The following is a 16,731-nucleotide window of genomic DNA, read 5'->3' on the forward strand; positions in this document are numbered from 1 at the left end:
TCAATCCAGTCTGTAGAAGGTGGCGGCGGTGGTGCCGAAGATGGCGGTTTTGGCGGCGGCGTCCAGATGGTCGGTGAGGCGCTGCGCGAGCGTGTGCCAGTCGGCGTATTCCGCGCGCAGCCGCAACACCGGCCAATCGCTGCCCCACATGACACGATCGGGGCCAAAGGCGGCGATGGCGTGGTCGGTGTAGGGGCGCAGGTCCGTTGCCGTGATGGGGGAGTCTGCCTCGGTCAGGAGGCCGGAGAGTTTCAGGTAAGCATTTGTTTTAGCGAGCTCCGTCATGCCGCGTTGCCAGTGCAGGAGGCTGTCGGGCGTATGCGCCCGCAGTTGCGGTTTCAGACAGTGGTCGAGCACGGCGCGCAGGTTCGGGTAGCGGTTCAGGAGCGTCAGGAAATGCGGGATGTGGCGGGGAAAGCCCAAGGCGTCGAAGGTCAGATCGAGGTCGATGAGCGCTTTGTATGCCCATTGTATATCGGTCCGCAGCATCCATTCGTCGTCTGGCAGATCCTGGATCATCGGGCGGACACCCTTGAATTTTGGATGCTTCGCGAGGCGTTCGAGGGTCTTGATCTGCGAGGGATCTTCGAAGTCGATCCAGCCGACCACGCCTGCAACGTGCGGCGTGGCGTCGGCGATGCCGAGAAGGTATTCGGTCTCATGCGTCGTGGGCGCGGCCTGCACGAGGATCGTCTTTTGTATTTTTGTTGTATGCAGGGCTGGTGCGAGGTCCTGCGGGCCGTAGAGGCGGCTGAGTACCGGGTCGTCTTCGGGCATCCAGCCGTAGTCGCCGCGGGCCGGGTGCCAGAAATGATGATGGGCGTCGACGGTCAGGGTCAAAACACGAGTCTCCGGTCGGTGCGGGGCAGGTGGCGCAGGGTGGTGGCATCGGGATGTGAGGGGCGGGAGGGCAGGTCAAGGCGCTGCGCTTGCCCGGTCTCGGCAGCCTGTTCTATGGCGCGCATGATCGCGACGTCGGCCAGACCCTCGAGGCCGTCGTTCTCGGGCCGTTGGCCGAATTGGATGCAATCGGCGAAGTATTGGATCATGCAGGCGAAATCATCGACGGGTTGGGCGGTGTCCTGCGCGATGATCCGTTCCTCGCGGTGCAGGGTCGTGCCGAGGTCGATGTCGAACTTGAAGGCGGGATCGGCGGTCAGCGTGCCGGTCGTCCCGAGGACCGTGTAGGTGTCGCGCGCATCGGTGCCAAAGCTGGAGACGAACTGCGCCAGCCGCCCGCCGGGAAAGCGCAGGGTGACGGCGGTGGTTTCGGGGACTTCGGTCCAGCGGGGATCGTTGTTGCCGTGCGAGGACATGGCGATCACCTCGATCGGCTCAGCGCCGAAGATGTGACGCGCTGCATTCAGGCTGTATACACCGATATCCTGAAGCGGCCCACCCCAGTGGGTGCCTTTCAGGCGGTGGTTGTCCGGCGCGCTCTGGAAGGTGAAAAGCGAGGTGAAGACGCGGGGATCGCCGATTTCGCCCGCGCGGATGCGGTCGAGGAAGGCGACGGTGCCCGGATCGTGGTGCAGGCGGTAGGCGGTCATGAGGTGGACGCCCGCCGCATCGCAGGCCTCGATCATGGCCTGGCATTCGGCAACCGTGGTGGCCAGAGGTTTTTCGACAAGCACGTGACACCCGGCGCGGGCGGCGCGGATGGCGTAGTCGGCGTGCAGCGAGTTCGGCGTGGCGATGTAGACTGCGTCGGCCTTCCCGGCGGCGAGGTAGGCGTCGAAGTCCTCGTAGGGGACGACATCAGGAACGTCGTGGAAGTCCGCCAGTTCGCGGGTGCGCTGCGCGTTGCCGGAGACGAGGGCCACGACGCGGGCGTTGGGCACCGCGTGGACAGCGGGCAGGAAGGCGATCTGGCTGATCCAGCCTGCGCCGACCACGGCGATACGGACTGTATTCATCTTGTATCCTCAAAGGAAACGGCGGCGCATGACCGCGCCGCCGCCTGTTCCTGCTGCGGGTTTATTCCACGCAGGTGTCGATATTGTCGTTCGAGCAGACGTCGAGACCGGTGAAGGTCGGGTCCTGCAGGGTCGCGCCCTCCTTCAGCTCCTTGAGCATCTTCATGGCGAGGTAGCCCATCTCGAACGGACGCTGGCCGACGAGGCCGTTGCCGAGGCCGTCCTTGGTCTGGGCGATCTGCATCGGAAGGGTGTCGGCCACGACGATGGTCAGCGAGCCATCGGCCATCTTGTCCTTGTAGGGCTCTGCGGCGCCGCGATAGGCGTTGTCGAACCACTGCGTGAAGGCACCGGTGGACAGGAAGGCGGTCAGGTCGGGGTTGGCCGCGAGGATGTCGGTCATGCCCTGGACGGCGACGTTTCCGTCGTCATTGGTGATGAGCGGGCAGCCCGAGATCTCGGTCCAGCCGCCTTCGCCGGTCAGCGCGTCGCCCGGCGCGGTGCCCATGTCCTTGCCCGCGAGGGTGTCACGCGCGCCCTTCAGACGCTCGTTGTGGTTGGCGGCTGCCGCGCCTCCGGTCTGCAGGCAGATCGTACCGCCGTCGGGGTTGCGGGCCTGCACAAGCTTTGCCAGCTCCACGCCGATGTCGTAGTTGTTGGTGCCCACGAAGGCCGCGCGCAGGCCCTTGTCCTCGTCCAGCAGGTCGGCGTCCCAGGTCAGCACGGGGATGCCCGCTGCCTCGGCTTCCTGCAGCACCTTGGCCATGGCGGGCGCGTTGGAGGGCGATACGGCGATGCCGTCGACACCCTTGGTGATGAGATCCTGAACGATCTGAATCTGTTCCAGTTCCGTATGTTCGCCCGGTCCGATGTATTCGCAGGTCACGCCTTCGATCTCGTCCTGCGCCTTGTAGCAGCCGTCGCGCGCGAGGTCGAAGAAGGGGTTGTTCATCGCCTTGGGCACGAGGGCGAAGGTGTAGCCTCCGTGGCTTTCGGCGAGGGCCGGGGTCGTCAATGCGCCGAGAATGGCGGCGGTCGTCAGCAGTTTCTTCATGATTTTACCTCCCATGGTTCATGAAGTGCGGGGGGATTATTTGCCCCCTCGATTGCGGATCTGTTCCAGGAGCACCGCGAGGATGAGGAACAGGCCGACAAAGAATTGCTGCCAGAGCGCGGGGATGCCGGCCAACAGCAGCGAATTGCGGATGAGTTCGACAAGGGCCGCGCCGATGGGCGCGCCGAGGGCGTAGACCACGCCGCCCATCAGGTTCGCGCCGCCGATGACAGTGGCCGAGATCACGTTCAGCTCGTAGGTCGCGCCCATGGCGTTGGTCGCCGAGCCGGTGTAGCCGATGAACATGAAGGCGGCGATGCCCGTACACAGGCTGCATACAACGTAGACCGAGACGATGACCTTTTCGACCGGGATGCCCGACAGCTTCGCCGCGTGGGCGTTGCCGCCGATCGCGATGACCCAGCGGCCCCACTGGGTGTAGCGCCAGACCCAGAGGAAGAAGAGCGTCATGACGGTCAGGACCCAGACCACGTTGGGCACGCCGAGCATGGAGCCGCCGCCGATGGATTCGAACAGTTCCTGATCGGGGCCGAATTCGTAGACCATCTTGTTGTTGGACACGACCATGGCGATGGAGCGCGCCATGGCGAGCATCCCGAGGGTCACGACAAAGGGCGCGAGGCGCAGGTATGCAATGAGTATACCATTGATGAGGCCCACCGCGATGGCCGTGCCGATGCAGGCGAGGAAGCCGATTTCCACGCCCCAGCCCGCTTGCAGCACCAATGCGAGGTTGATGCCCGCGAGACCCAGCAGAGAGCCGACCGACAGGTCGATCCCGGCGGTGCAGATCACCGCCGACATCCCCAGCGCCATGATGCCGAAAAAGGCCATGTTGCGGGAAATGTTGAACATATTGCGTTCGGTCATGAAGGCGTCCGACACGAATGTCATGACGAGACCAAGCATCAGAATGGCGATGAAGACCCAGAAGGGCTGGGTGCGCAGGATCGCCCCAATGCCCGAGATCTCTTGCCGGGAGGTGATGGAATCGTCGATGGCCGCGTGGTCTTTGGTTTGCTGAGGCGTCGTGTCGGTCATGCTGCTTCGATCGCTCCGATGATGAGTCCGGTGACCTCTTCGGGGGTCGTGTCGGTGATGTGCTTGTCGGCGACCTTGGTGCCACGGCGCAGGACGGCGACTCGGTCGCAGACGTCGAACACGTCGGGCATGCGGTGGCTGACGAGGATCACGGCGTGGCCGGTGTCCTTCAGGCGCTTGATAAGATTTAGGACTTCTGCCACCTGCCGGACCGAGATCGCGGCAGTGGGTTCGTCCATCAGCACCAGTTTCGGGTCACTGAGGCGGGTGCGGGCGATGGCCACGGCCTGCCGCTGACCGCCCGACATCTGCTTGACCAGGTCGCGGGGGCGGGTTTCGGATTTGAGTTCCGCAAAGAGTTCGCCCGCGCGTTTGGTCATCGCGGCATGGTCGAGCTTGCGGAAGGGCCAGATGCCGGTGCGCTCTTCTCGGCCAAGGAAGACGTTGGCGGCGGCCGTGAGATTGTCGCAGAGCGCGAGGTCCTGGTAGACGATCTCGATCCCGTTGTCGCGGGCGTCGATGGGCTTGGTGAAATGGACCGGCTTGCCCTCGATGACGATCTGGCCCCTTGTCGGGGGGAAATTCCCGGCGATGATCTTCATCAGGGTGGATTTTCCCGCCCCGTTGTCGCCCATCAGGCCGACCGCCTCACCGGGGCGGATGGTCAGGTCGATGCCGTTCAGCGCGTGGATCGCGCCGAAGCTTTTGGTGATGCCCTGGAGTTCGAGCAGGCTCATTGCAGTGTATTCCTCCCCTGCCCGGAGGGGCCTCTGTCGGGCCGTTCAGGCCGGGCAATGATGCTGGTGGCTGGCAGATTTTCGGTCGCGCGAAAAAGTGCGCGGCACAATCGTACCGGGCCAGGGAACCTGGTTGGTTCTGGTCTTCCTCCCATGTGCGCCGCCTTGTTTTCGGGTCATGCCCGGCGTGCGTCAAATTGATTTGGTATACCAAGCGTTGCACGCTGGGTACGTCGTTTCAAGATGATTCTGCGATTGTTGTGAAAAAGTCAATCTCGCAATATTTGTTGCGATCCGTGCGCCTCTGAATTGGGCATGACCGAGCGGAGCAGGGAGGAGGCCTTCTTTACCGCTTGTAACGGGGGCATGACGAGGTCGCCGTGTTCGATGCAGATGTTCCCCTCGAAGCTGGCGGCGGCGAGTTGGTAGCAGAATCGTGCCCACCAGTTGAAATTGTGACCATATCCGGGGGTGACGAAGCTCCATGCGCGTTCGTCGATGTCGAGCAGGCTGCCGGTGTCGATGAGCGAGGTGACGTCGAGCACGGGTTGGTTCAGGAGCACGTCCTTGGCATGAACATGGTAGAGGCTGTCGCGCAGCGCGCCGACCGAGCGGACGGGATCCGCCCCCATCAACATCTGTTGCGCCGTGTCGAGGTTGGCACCGATCTGCGGGCCGATCTCCTCGCGCAATTGCAGCAGGGTCGGCACGTTGTGCACGCATTGGTTGGCTCCGAGAGTGATCGCAATCTGGCGCACGCCGCTTTCTCGGGCGAGGGCGGCGATGCCGGTCCAAAACGGGAAGAGCACGTCCTCCCATTGATACCGAAGGATTTTCCGGTTTGCGCTGGTCCAGGAATTGGTCGTCCAGTTGGGGCAGGTGTCGGTCGAATTCCCGGCGGGCAGGCCAGAGGTCGTCACAACGGTTTCGATCCCCAGCGCGCCCGCGAGGCGGATCGTGTCGACCAGGCAATCGGCCTGGGACCGGTCGTCCGGATGCAGCGGATTGCCGATGGCGTTGAGGGCGAGGATCTGCAGCCCACGGCTGGCGAAATCGCGCAGGAAACGGTCGCGCGCCCCGTTGTCCGACAGCAGCAGCGCCCGGTCCACATGCGGCGCGCCGGACCAGCCGCCCATGTTCACCTCTACCCCGTCCAGGCCCAACCGGGCCGCATGGTCGAGCATTTCCTCGAATGACAGATGGGCGAGGCTGTCCGAAACTAAGCCGAGTTTCATGCAGGCGTCCTTTGCTTTTGCCGCAAAGGTTTACGCGCGGCGGGTAAAGGCTTCGTTTCGCTGTGTGAAAGAAACGCAGGACATCATGTGTGTAACATGTAACAATCGGGGCGCGTGGCGTGAGGATCAAATGGTATACCGGTTGACCGATGGGTTTCGTTTACCCACTATCCGGCTCAGCACCCGGCCATTGCGCGCACGGGCGCAGACAAATGGGAGGAAAACGAACATGACTCGTGAGCGTGTTTACGCGATTCGCGGCCTTGCAGTTTCGGCACTGGCGTTGATGGCGGCCACGTCCGCTGGCGCGGTGGAGCTGGACCTGATGATTTCGGATGTCGACGGCAAGGCCGCGATCATCCAGGAATTCGCCGAGCGCTACCAGGAAAGCCACCCCGACGTGCAGATCACCCTGAACGCGGTCGGCTACGACGTGATCCGCGAACAATTGCCGTTGCAGCTGGAGGCGGGCACCGGGCCGGACCTGTCCTTCGTGACGAACCTCGGCGGGATGCACCCCTATTACGTGGACCTGACGCCGACGGTCGACGCCGCCGCATGGGAAGAGGCCTATGGCGCCGTGCTGCCGTGGTATCGCGCGGGCACCGAAGGCGGGATTTACGCGTTCCACACGGAAATGACGGTCACCGGACCTTATGTGAACCTGACCATGTTCGAGGAGGCGGGCGTCGACCTGCCCGCCGCCGGGGCCACCTGGGAGGACTGGGCAGAGGCCACGCAGCAGGTGATGGACGCGACGGGCAGCTACGCGGGCATGGTGATGGACCGCTCGGGCCACCGCTTTGCCGGGCCGGCCATGTCCTACGGCGCGGCCTTCTTCAACGACGCGGGCGAGATCATCGTGGACGATGGCTACAAGGCCTTTGCGCAACTGATGCTGGACTGGCACGCCTCCGGCCTGATGCCGCCGGATATCTGGCCCGCCATCTCGGGCGCGAAATACGCCAACGGCAACGAGCTGTTCTTCAACGCGGAAACGCCGTTCTACATGTCCGGCTCGTGGAACACCTCGAACGTGCAGAACAACGTCGGCGACAAGTTCGACTGGGCCGTGGTCCCGGTCCCCTGTGGCCCGGCGGGCTGCGGCGTGATGCCGGGCGGCGCGGGTCTGGTGGCCTTCAAATCGGGCGAGGCCGAGAAGGAAGAGGCCGCCGCGGCCTTTGTCGCATGGATGGGCGAGACCGAGCAGGCGCGCGAGTGGTACACCCGGACCTACGCGATTCCGGCGCATGCCGGTTTGCAGGCCGAGGGGCTGGACTACGCAGGCGCGGGCGCATCCGAGCAGGTGGCCGAGGCTTTGAAGGCCTTCACCGCCATGGCTGCCGCCGCTGCCGAGCAGACGCCGCAGGCCTATGACCTGCAGGGCTCGCAGTACGGGTTCGTGATGTACAACGCCACGGTGCAGTATCTCGCCGCCGCGATGAACGACGAGCTGACGCTGGACGAGGCGCTGGCCAAGATCACCGAAGAACTGGAAACCAACGCGCGCTGAGCCACGCGGGTAGGTCGGGGTCAACCCCGACCTACGCAACGCAACAAGCGGGGGACCCGGATGACACCGGCAGGAATGGGTATGCTGGCGCTTGCGCTCTTGTGGGGCGTGGGCGGCGCGGTCTGGCTCTTGCGCCATCGCAGCTACACGCTGGCGCAGGTGCCGCGGTTCCTCATGGATCTGCTGGGCTTCCCGGTGGAACTGGCGCAAAGCTGGTTCGGGCGGGGCGGCGTGCCCTATGCGCTGCTCTTGCCCAACATGCTGATTTTCGGACTGTTCACCTTCAGCCCGATGATCCTGAATTTCTACGTCTCGATGACGGGCGGCTCGTCGATCGCGCTGTTCGACCGGCCCTTCGTGGGCTTCGAGAAATACGCCGAGCTGTTCAACTGCGAGAACCTGCTGGTGCCGAAGACCTGCACCAACGCGGGCTACAACTTCTGGACCGGCATGTACAACACGCTGTGGTTCGTGGTCTTGCAGGTCCCGGTGATGGTGGGCGCGGCGCTGCTGACGGCGCTGGTGGTGAACCGCAACATCAAGGGGCGCGGGTTTTGGCGGGCGATGTTCTTCTACCCGGTGATGCTGTCGCCGGTGGTGATCGCGAACATCTGGAACTGGGTCCTGCACCGCAAAGGCGCGCTGAACGCCGCGCTGGGCAGCACGACCGAAGGGCTGACGTCGCTGGCCGGGATGGCCGGGTTCGACATTGCCGTGACGGTGGTGCTGGCGGCGGTGCTGATGGTCGTGGTGGTGCGCAGCCTCGGACGCGAGGCGCCGTCGCTGGCCTGGACCGGGGTGTTCGCGGTGCTGCTGGCGCTGCTGACCTGGTGGGCGAACCCGCTGAGTTTGTTGGGCCATGCGGGCAGTGTCTGGTTGGGGCTGGCGCTGGCCGCCGTGATGCTCTGGGCCGTGGCGCAAGAGCGTGCGGCGCGTTTCGTGATCTATGCGGCGGCGGCGCTGGCGGCGCTGATGCTGCTGTCGATCCAGTTCGACGCGGTTTTTGCCTTTGACCGCTACAAGCCGGTCAACTGGCTGGTCACGCCCAAGACCGGATGGGCCTTCTTCTGGCTGGTCTTCGTCTTCTGCTGGTCGCATATGGGGTTCTACATGCTGATCCTGCTGGCGGGCCTTCAGGCAATCCCCTCGGACCTCTACGAGGCGGCCAAGATGGACGCGACCTCGCCCTTCCGCGCGTTCCGCCGCATCACCCTGCCGCTGGTCATGCCGACGCTGACGGTGGTCATCGTCCTGAGCCTCATCCGCTCGTTCCAGATCTTCGACGAGGTCTACCTGCTGACCGGCGGCGGCCCGGGGCGCGAGACCTTCATGGTGGTGCAGAACATCTACGAGGTGGCCTTTGCCAGCGACAAGCCCGACTACGGGCAGGCGGCGGCGGGGTCGATCCTGATGGCGGTGGTGATCGCCGTCTTCACCTTCTTCCAGCTCTGGCTGACACGGAGGCAATCGGACCTGTGATGCACAAATCTCCTTTCCTCCGGGCGGCCCAACTCTCCGCATCGCCGCGCCTGTGCCTTCATCTTGATCCAAATACCCTCGGGGTCCGGGGCAGAGCCCCGGTCCGCGCCTGCCGAAAGCGATCCGCATGAGCCTGAGCACTTTCCTGTCCCGCACCCGCGGCGGTGCCGATCGGGCCGAGCGGTTCGGCATCCAGGACGTGCTGGCCTATGGCTACCTTGTCCTTGGCGTGCTGGTGATCCTCGTCCCGGTTCTGTGGACGCTGTTTTCCTCCATCAAGTCCGAACGGGCGGTGGACAATTTCGACACGCGCCTGCTACCCATGAGCCAGGTCGAAACGGTCGTGGACGGGGATGAAAAACCCGTCTGGGTGTACCGCGCCGAGGACGGCGCCGAGGTGCTGGTGACCAAGGCGGGGCCGACGCGCAAGATGACCGATGTGGTCACGCTGGATGCGCCCGACGCGGTGTTCCAGGTGCCCAAGGAGGCGCTGACCCCGCATGAGGAAATGCGCATCGCGGTGGAGAACTACCTCGACCCGATCCTGAAACGGAACGGGCAGGAGACCTTCAACTTCTTCACCTACCTTGCGAATTCCGTCTTCGTGACGGTGGCGGCGACGCTGATCACGCTGCTGATCAACGCCATGGCGGCCTTTGCCCTGTCGAAGTACCGCTTTCGCGGTCGGCTGACCTTTACCATCCTGATCGTCGCCACGCTGCTGATCCCGGCCTCGATCATCCTTGTCTCGCTCTTCTTCGTGGTCTGGTCCTTCGGCATCTTCGGCTCGCTTTGGGGGGTCATCATCCCCGCCGCCGCCACGCCCACCGGGGTGTTCCTGCTGCGTCAGTACATGCTGACCATCCCCGACGAACTGCTGGAGGCCGCCCGCATGGATGCGGCCAGCGAATGGCGGATCTTCTGGCGGATCATCATCCCGCTGTCGCTGCCCGCGCTGTCGGTGCTGGCGATCCTCAGCGTGATCTGGCGCTGGAACGACTTCCTCTGGCCGTTGATCGTGCTGATCTCGGACCCGAACAAGCACACCTTGCAGCTGGGGCTGACCCAGTTCGCGGGCGAGTTCAACTCGGACTTCCATTACATCCTGGCCATGACTGTGGTGACGCTGATCCCGATCACGCTGGTCTTTGTCTGGCTGCAACGCTTCATCACCACCGGAATTGCGACGACAGGACTGAAATGACTGGCCTGAAGAGACTGGACTGAAATGACCCACGCATTGGAATTGAAACAAATCCGCAAGAGTTTTGGGTCGGTGCATGTCATCCACGGTATCGACCTGCAGATCGAGGAGGGCGAATTCGTCGTCTTCGTCGGTCCGTCGGGTTGCGGTAAATCCACGCTGCTGCGGCTGATCGCCGGGCTGGACGACCCGACGAGCGGCGATATCGAGTTGCAGGGCAAGCGGGTGAACGGCGTTCCCGCTTCGGAACGCGGCCTGTCGATGGTGTTCCAATCATATGCGCTCTACCCGCATATGACGGTGAAGCAGAACCTGTCCTTCGGGTTGGAAAACCTGCGGATGCCCAAGGCCGAGATCGCCGAGCGCATCGAACATGCCGCCAAGATGTTGCAGATCGACCACCTTCTGGGGCGGCGTCCGGGGCAGTTGTCGGGCGGGCAGCGGCAGCGCGTCGCCATCGGGCGGGCCATCGTGCGCGAGCCGGTGATCTTCCTCTTCGACGAGCCGCTGTCGAACCTCGACGCGGAGCTGCGCCTGCAAATGCGGGTGGAGATTTCCGACCTGCACGCGAAACTCGGCAACACGATGATCTACGTCACCCACGACCAGATCGAGGCCATGACCATGGCCGACCGCATCGTCGTGCTGCGCGGCGGGCGGATCGAACAGGTGGGCAGGCCGCTGGACCTCTATAACCATCCGGCGAACAAGTTCGTCGCGGGTTTCATCGGCGCGCCGCAGATGAACTTTCTTGCCGGCTCGCTGGCGGGGGGCGTGCTGACCTGCGACTGCGGTCTGGTGCGCGATGTGCCCTTTGGCAGCGCGGGGAAGGTGACGCTGGGCATCCGTCCCGAGGCCATCGGCGTCTCGCTCGACGGGCAGGGCGACGAGGTGATCCGGGTGGAGAATTACGAACAACTGGGCGCCGTGACCTACATCTACGGCGCCTTTGCGAACGGGGAAAAGCTGACGGTGCAGCATGCCCACCAGATCCCGCTGAAACGTGGTCAGGAGATCGGGGTGACGCTGCCCACGGGGGCCTTTCACCTGTTCGGCGAGGACGACCAAGCCATGGAGAAGTCACGATGAAATGCGCCCTGATCGGGCTGGGGATGGTCTCGAAGACCTATGGCGACGCGATCCGCAATTGCGACGGGCTGGAGCTGTCGCTGGTCCATGCGCGGTCCGAGGACGCGCGGCTGGCCTTCCTGTCGCAATGGCCGGAATTGCAGGCTGCGGCGGCGGGGTCGGTGGAGGAGATCGCCGAGTCGGACGTGGATTTTGTCATCCTGACGACGCCGCCCAATGCCCGCCGCGAGATCGTCGAGACGCTTGTCGCCGCGGGCAAACCCGTGCTGATGGAAAAGCCGGTGGAACGGACCTTTGCCGCCGCCGAGGACCTCGTGGACCTCTGCGAGGTGGCGGGCGTGCCGTTGGGCATCATGCTGCAACACCGCGCGCGGCCCGTGGTGGCGGACCTGCGGCGGGTGCTGCCGACGCTCGGCGCGCTGCGCATGGCCGAGGTCAACGTGCCGTGGTGGCGCGCGCAGGCCTATTACGACGAGCCGGGGCGCGGGACCTATGCGCGCGACGGCGGCGGCGTGCTGATTTCGCAGGCGATCCATACGATGGACCTGATGCTGTCGCTGACCGGCCCGGTCGCGGCGGTGACGGCGATGTCGGCCACCACCGGCTTTCACGACATGGAGGCAGAGGATTTCGTCTGCGCGGGGCTGCGCTTTCGCTGCGGCGCGGTGGGGCAATTGTTCGCCACGACCGCCAGCTTTCCGGGGCGGGGAGAGACGATCACGCTGCACTTTGCGGCTGGTTCCGCGCATCTCGAGGCGGGCGTCCTGCGCGTCGACTGGCAGGATGGCCGGTCGGAAGTCTTCGGGCAGGCGGCGTCCTCGGGGGCGGGGGCGGACCCGATGGCCTTTACCTCGGACTGGCACCGCTTTGTCATCGAGGATTTCATGGACGCGGTGCACGACGGGCGCGCGCCGTTGGTGTCCGGGCGGGAGGCGCTGGAGGTGCACCGCCTGATCGCCGCACTGGAACAGTCGGGTCAGACCGGCACAACCGTATCGCTGAAGGACGTATGAAATGGGCCTGAAACTGGGCGTATTGGGGATCGATCACGGGCATATCTTCGGGATGCTCGCGGGCATGAAGGCGCAAGGCGCGGTGTGTGCACAGTATTGGACGGACGGTCCGGCGGTGACCGAGGCCAAGTTCAACGAGGTTTTTCCGGAGGTTGCGCGGGTTGCTGATCGCCGCGCAATCCTGGACGCGGACGTGGACATGGTGCTGATCTCGGCGGTGCCCGCCGACCGTGCCGCGCTGGCCATCGAGGCGATGGAGGCGGGCAAGGACGTCATGGTCGACAAGCCCGGTTGCACCACGCTGGAGCAGCTGGAGGCCGTGCAGGCCTGTGTCGAACGGACGGGGCGCATCTGGTCGGTGAATTTCTCGGAACGGTTCGAGGTGCGGTCCGCCGTGAAGGCATCCGAGCTGGTGGCGGCGGGGGCCGTGGGGCGGGTGATCCAGGTGGTCACGCTGGCACCGCACAAGCAGAACCTGAAAACGCGGCCCGACTGGTATTTCCAGCGTGAACGCTACGGCGGGATCCTGACGGACATCGGCTCGCATCAGGTGGACCAGTTCCTGCATTTCACCGGCTCGACCGAGGTCTCGGTGGCGCACGCCATGGTCGAGAACACGACGATGCCCGAGCATCCCGGTTTTCAGGACTTTGGCGAGATGACCCTCGTGGGGGATCGCGGGCACGGGTATCTGCGGCTGGATTGGTTCACCCCGGATGGCTTGCCGACCTGGGGGGATGGGCGGCTGTTCATCCTCGGCACCGAAGGCACGATTGAATGCAGGAAGTATACAGACATCGGACAGCCGCACCGGACGGACAACCTCTACCTGGTGAACGGTACACGGAATGAATACATCGACTGCCGGGATGTGGAACTGCCGTATTTCCGGCTGTTGACGGAGGACGTGAAGGCGCGCAGTTACACGGCCTGTCCGCAGGAGCACACGTTCCGCACCATGCAGATCGCCATCACGGCGCAGATGAAGGCAGAGGGCAAATGATCCGCGTTGCGATTGTCGGGGCGGGCATCGGGTCAGAGCATCTGGCGGCCTATGTCCAATTGCCCCAGCTGTTCGAGGTAGTCACCCTGTGTGACCTGAACATCGAGCGCGCGCGGGCCGTTGCGACGCCGCATGGGGTGGCGGTCAGCGATGATTTCGAGGCGGTGCTGGCGTCAGACGTGGACCTGATCGACGTCTGCCTGCCGCCGCATCTGCATTTGTCGGCCTGCCTCAAGGCATTGGCCGCGGGCAAGCACGTGATCTGCGAGAAGCCTTTGGTGGCGTCACTGGCGGAGGCGGATCAGCTTATCGCGGCAGCCGAGGCGGCGGGGCGGCAGGTGTTTCCGGTGTTCCAGTATCGCTACGGTTTGGGCACGGCGCAGCTGCGCGCGGTGATGCAGGCGGGGCTGGCGGGCGACTTGTTTGCCGGGACGATCGAGACGCACTGGAACCGCGACGCCGCTTATTACGCGGTGGACTGGCGCGGGACATGGGCGGGGGAACGTGGCGGCGCGATCCTTGGCCATGCGATCCATATCCACGACTTCCTGCCGGCGTTCATCGGTCCGGTGGCGCGGGTCTACGCCGAGCTGGCAACGCGGGTGAACGATATCGAGGTCGAAGACTGCGCTGCGCTGTCGCTAAGGATGGAGAGCGGGGCGGTGCTGACGTCCTCTGTGACCCTGGGAGCGGCGACGGACACGACGCGGATGCGGTTGATGTTCGACGGGGTCACGGTCGAGACAGGGACCGCGCCCTATTCCCCGGCTGCAACGGGCTGGACCTTTACCGCGCGGTCGCCCGTGACTCCTGCGCAGCTGGACGCGGTTCTGGCAGAGGTGCGGGCGGACGACGTCGGCTTCGTCGGCTACCTGCGGGCTGTGGCCGAGGCGATGGCGGGGCAGGGCGGGCGCGAGGTGACCTTGCAGGACGGGCGACGGTCGCTGGAGTTCGTGAGCGCCGTTTACCAGTCGGCGCGCAGCGGGCAGGCGGTCGACCTGCCGCTGGGCGCGGATTTCCCGCTGTATCAGAGCTGGCTGCCCTGAGTGCGTCGTGCCGGGCGGGGCGTCACTGCTCTGCCCGGCGGTGCCTCAGGCCACGCGGGATTGCCGGGGGGCCATGTCCTCTGACGCGGAGCCGACCGACGGTACGTTCAAGGCTTCGAGCAGTGTTTGCAGGCTGAGAGCCTCCTGCCGCATCTGTTCGGTCGCTTGAGTGGTGTCGTCGACCATGGCGGCGTTCTGCTGGGTGACGATGTCCATCTGGGCGATGGCCGAGTTGACCTCGGACAGGGCGGTGGATTGCTCTTGTGAGGCCGAAGCGATCTCGTTCGAGAGGTCGGCGACTTGGTCGAAGTTCTTGACGATGGTTTCCAGCGTATGCGCGGCCTTCTGGATCAGTTCCACACCGGAAGCGACTTCGCCGGAGCTGGCGGTCACCAGGTCCTTGATCTGGCGGGCCGCATCCGAGGCGTTGCCCGCCAGCACGCGCACCTCTTCGGCGACGACGGCGAAACCCCGTCCGGCGGTGCCGGCGCGCGCGGCCTCGACCCCGGCGTTCAGGGCGAGCAGGTTGGTCTGGAAGGCAATGTCGTCGATCATGCCGATGATCTGGGTGATGCGGTCCGACGAGGTCTGGATGCGGCCCATGGCCTCGGAGGCTTCGGAGACGGTTGACGCTCCTTCCTCGGCGGTGCGGGCAGCATCGCCTGCGACGGTCTTGGCCCGGTTGGTGTTGGACGAGGATTGCGCCACGTTTTCCGTGAGTTCGTGGATGGCGGCGGCGGTTTCCTCGAGCGAGGCGGCCTGGCTGGCGGTGCGGTTCGAGAGGTCATTGGTGGACCCGCCGACGCCGTCGATCATCATCAGCAGCTTGTCCATGGTGGTGGAAACACGGCCCAGCGTCTGACCCAGCTTGTCCACGGCGGTGTTGAGCTTGCGCCGGACGGGATCGAAGCTGGCGGGGAAATCGCTTTCCTTCGAGCTGGGGATGAACTGGGTCAGATCGCCCTCGGCCATTTTGTCGATGACGGTGTTGATATGCCCGAAGGCGATATTCTGCGCCTCTGCCTGCACGCGGAAGGTGATGTCGACGACCCGTTCGATGTCCAGCGCGAAGGCGCGGGTCAGGATGCAGACCTGTTCGCGGATGGTGGCGAGGTTCTTGCTGATGAAACCGCGCCGCGATTTTTCCAGAAAAATCGTAATCAGCTCTGATGTCGCCATGGTGTAGGCTGACATATAGGTTGCAAGTGGCAGTTCGATGCGGGCGTGCACGCGGCCGATGCGTTCGACGGAGTCGAAGTAGCCCTGGTCGTATTCGGCACGCAGGATCCGTTCCCAATGGCGTTTTTGCGCGCTGCGGGCGTAATCCATCCGCTCCTTGCTTTCGAAAAAACTGGCGGCGACGGGGTCTGCGGTGGCCCGTTCATAGAAATGTTCCAGGACGGTATCGAGTTCCGGCAAGAGCAGCTCGCCGACCTTTTTCAAAAGTTCCTGATTTTTTCCGTTCAGATGGTACGCAATAAGCTTGGCTTCGAAATCGTCTGTCTCTGACATGGGGGTTCAATCCTCAAGGGCAGCCTGGTTGCGCCGGAGAATGAGCCCTTGCAGTTAATAGACCCCTGCCGTGGGGGCAGGGGCTGATATTTTCCACGCAGGAATTGCCTAAAGATTTTCGTTTTCTCTGGATGGACCGCCCCAGGCCGGCCGTCAGACCGAGACCTTTGCCAGCAGATCCTCGCGCGCGGTCTGGTCCTTGGGCGCGTTGTGGATCACGCGTCCGCGTTCCAGCGCCACGAAATGATCGCCAAGTTCATAGGCAAAATCAAAGAATTGCTCGACGAGGATGATGGCAATGTCGCCCTTGGACCGAAGGTATTTGATGACCTCGCCGATCTGCTTGATGATGTTGGGCTGGATGCCCTCGGTGGGTTCATCCAGCAGCAGAAGTTTCGGCTGCGCGATCATGGCGCGGGCGATGGCAAGCTGCTGTTGCTGGCCGCCCGACAGGTCGCCGCCGCGGCGGTTGAGGAAGTCCCTGAGGATGGGAAACAACTCGAAGACTTCGTCCGGGATCTTCCAATCATCCTTTGGGATACAGGCGTAGCCGGTCTGGAGATTCTCGCGCACGGTCATGAGCGGGAAGATGTCGCGGCCCTGCGGCACGTAACCCACGCCCGCGCGGGCGCGCGTATGGGCGGGGGTGTTGGCGGGCACATCGGAGCCGTTCAGCACCATGGTGCCGCCGGAGCGGGGATGGGTGCCGGAGATTGCCTTCAGCAGCGAGGTCTTTCCCACGCCGTTTGTGCCCATGAGGCAGGTCACGGCACCGGGTCTGGCCTCCATCGAGATGTCGTAGAGGATCTGGCTGTGGCCGTAGTGGAGCGTGAGGTTTTCGAGCGTCAGCATGGGAGATCCTGTCGGG

Annotated in this window: 15 protein-coding genes; 7 read left to right on the top strand and 8 right to left on the bottom strand. The window is 64.3% G+C overall.

Annotated features, from left to right (window positions below; genetic code table 11):
- From ACP16H_RS05595 to ACP16H_RS05620, 6 genes are all read right to left on the bottom strand, one after another.
- Positions 1–840 carry an amidohydrolase family protein gene (locus ACP16H_RS05595; protein ID WP_425071278.1) on the bottom strand — a complete coding sequence of 280 codons (840 nt, stop codon included), beginning with the start codon at positions 838–840 and terminating at the stop codon, positions 1–3.
- Complete coding sequence (locus ACP16H_RS05600) at positions 837–1,916, bottom strand: Gfo/Idh/MocA family protein (protein WP_425071279.1); 1,080 nt, start codon at positions 1,914–1,916, stop codon at positions 837–839. The genes ACP16H_RS05595 and ACP16H_RS05600 overlap by 4 nt, the downstream gene beginning before the upstream one ends.
- A gap of 61 nt (positions 1,917–1,977) precedes the next feature.
- The gene (locus ACP16H_RS05605; RefSeq protein ID WP_425071280.1) at positions 1,978–2,970 is read right to left on the bottom strand and encodes a sugar-binding protein; all 993 of its coding nucleotides are present in this window, start codon (positions 2,968–2,970) and stop codon (positions 1,978–1,980) included.
- 36 nt (positions 2,971–3,006) lie between these two features.
- On the bottom strand, positions 3,007–4,032 hold the full coding sequence (locus tag ACP16H_RS05610) for an ABC transporter permease (RefSeq protein WP_425071281.1): 1,026 nt from the start codon (positions 4,030–4,032) through the stop codon (positions 3,007–3,009).
- A complete protein-coding gene (locus tag ACP16H_RS05615) occupies positions 4,029–4,769 on the bottom strand; it encodes an ATP-binding cassette domain-containing protein (protein ID WP_425071282.1) in 741 nt (246 codons plus the stop codon). Before ACP16H_RS05615 ends, ACP16H_RS05610 begins: the two co-directional genes overlap by 4 nt.
- A gap of 269 nt (positions 4,770–5,038) precedes the next feature.
- Positions 5,039–6,004 (bottom strand): sugar phosphate isomerase/epimerase family protein, encoded by a 966-nt coding sequence (locus tag ACP16H_RS05620; RefSeq protein ID WP_425071283.1) that lies wholly within the window; start codon positions 6,002–6,004, stop codon positions 5,039–5,041.
- Between the two features lie 229 nt (positions 6,005–6,233).
- Here ACP16H_RS05620 and ACP16H_RS05625 point away from each other — a divergent pair, with 229 nt between their 5' ends.
- The 7 genes from ACP16H_RS05625 to ACP16H_RS05655 all read left to right on the top strand — a co-directional run bounded on the left by ACP16H_RS05625 (position 6,234) and on the right by ACP16H_RS05655 (position 14,351).
- Entirely contained in the window at positions 6,234–7,517 is a 1,284-nt protein-coding gene (locus ACP16H_RS05625) for an ABC transporter substrate-binding protein (protein WP_425071284.1), read from the top strand.
- 60 nt (positions 7,518–7,577) lie between these two features.
- The gene (locus ACP16H_RS05630) at positions 7,578–8,996 is read left to right on the top strand and encodes a carbohydrate ABC transporter permease (RefSeq protein ID WP_425071285.1); all 1,419 of its coding nucleotides are present in this window, start codon (positions 7,578–7,580) and stop codon (positions 8,994–8,996) included.
- A 127-nt stretch (positions 8,997–9,123) separates the two neighbouring features.
- Positions 9,124–10,200: a carbohydrate ABC transporter permease gene (locus tag ACP16H_RS05635; protein ID WP_425071286.1), complete on the top strand. Its 1,077-nt coding sequence runs from the start codon at positions 9,124–9,126 to the stop codon at positions 10,198–10,200.
- Between the two features lie 24 nt (positions 10,201–10,224).
- Positions 10,225–11,289 carry an ABC transporter ATP-binding protein gene (locus ACP16H_RS05640; protein ID WP_425071287.1) on the top strand — a complete coding sequence of 355 codons (1,065 nt, stop codon included), beginning with the start codon at positions 10,225–10,227 and terminating at the stop codon, positions 11,287–11,289.
- Positions 11,286–12,302, top strand: a complete 1,017-nt coding sequence (locus ACP16H_RS05645) for a Gfo/Idh/MocA family protein (RefSeq protein ID WP_425071288.1) — start codon at positions 11,286–11,288, stop codon at positions 12,300–12,302. The genes ACP16H_RS05640 and ACP16H_RS05645 overlap by 4 nt, the downstream gene beginning before the upstream one ends.
- Position 12,303: 1 nt before the next feature.
- On the top strand, positions 12,304–13,305 hold the full coding sequence (locus ACP16H_RS05650) for a Gfo/Idh/MocA family protein (protein ID WP_425071289.1): 1,002 nt from the start codon (positions 12,304–12,306) through the stop codon (positions 13,303–13,305).
- Positions 13,302–14,351, top strand: coding sequence for a Gfo/Idh/MocA family protein (locus tag ACP16H_RS05655; RefSeq protein WP_425071290.1), 1,050 nt, complete (start codon positions 13,302–13,304; stop codon positions 14,349–14,351). The genes ACP16H_RS05650 and ACP16H_RS05655 overlap by 4 nt, the downstream gene beginning before the upstream one ends.
- Positions 14,352–14,396: 45 nt before the next feature.
- Here ACP16H_RS05655 and ACP16H_RS05660 read toward each other — a convergent pair whose 3' ends face one another.
- The gene (locus tag ACP16H_RS05660; protein ID WP_425071291.1) at positions 14,397–15,863 is read right to left on the bottom strand and encodes a methyl-accepting chemotaxis protein; all 1,467 of its coding nucleotides are present in this window, start codon (positions 15,861–15,863) and stop codon (positions 14,397–14,399) included.
- Between the two features lie 153 nt (positions 15,864–16,016).
- Complete coding sequence (urtE, locus tag ACP16H_RS05665) at positions 16,017–16,715, bottom strand: urea ABC transporter ATP-binding subunit UrtE (protein WP_425071292.1); 699 nt, start codon at positions 16,713–16,715, stop codon at positions 16,017–16,019.
- Between the last annotated feature and the right edge of the window lie 16 nt (positions 16,716–16,731).

The sequence above is a fragment of the Sagittula sp. S175 genome (genome assembly GCF_049800975.1).
GTDB lineage: Bacteria > Pseudomonadota > Alphaproteobacteria > Rhodobacterales > Rhodobacteraceae > Sagittula.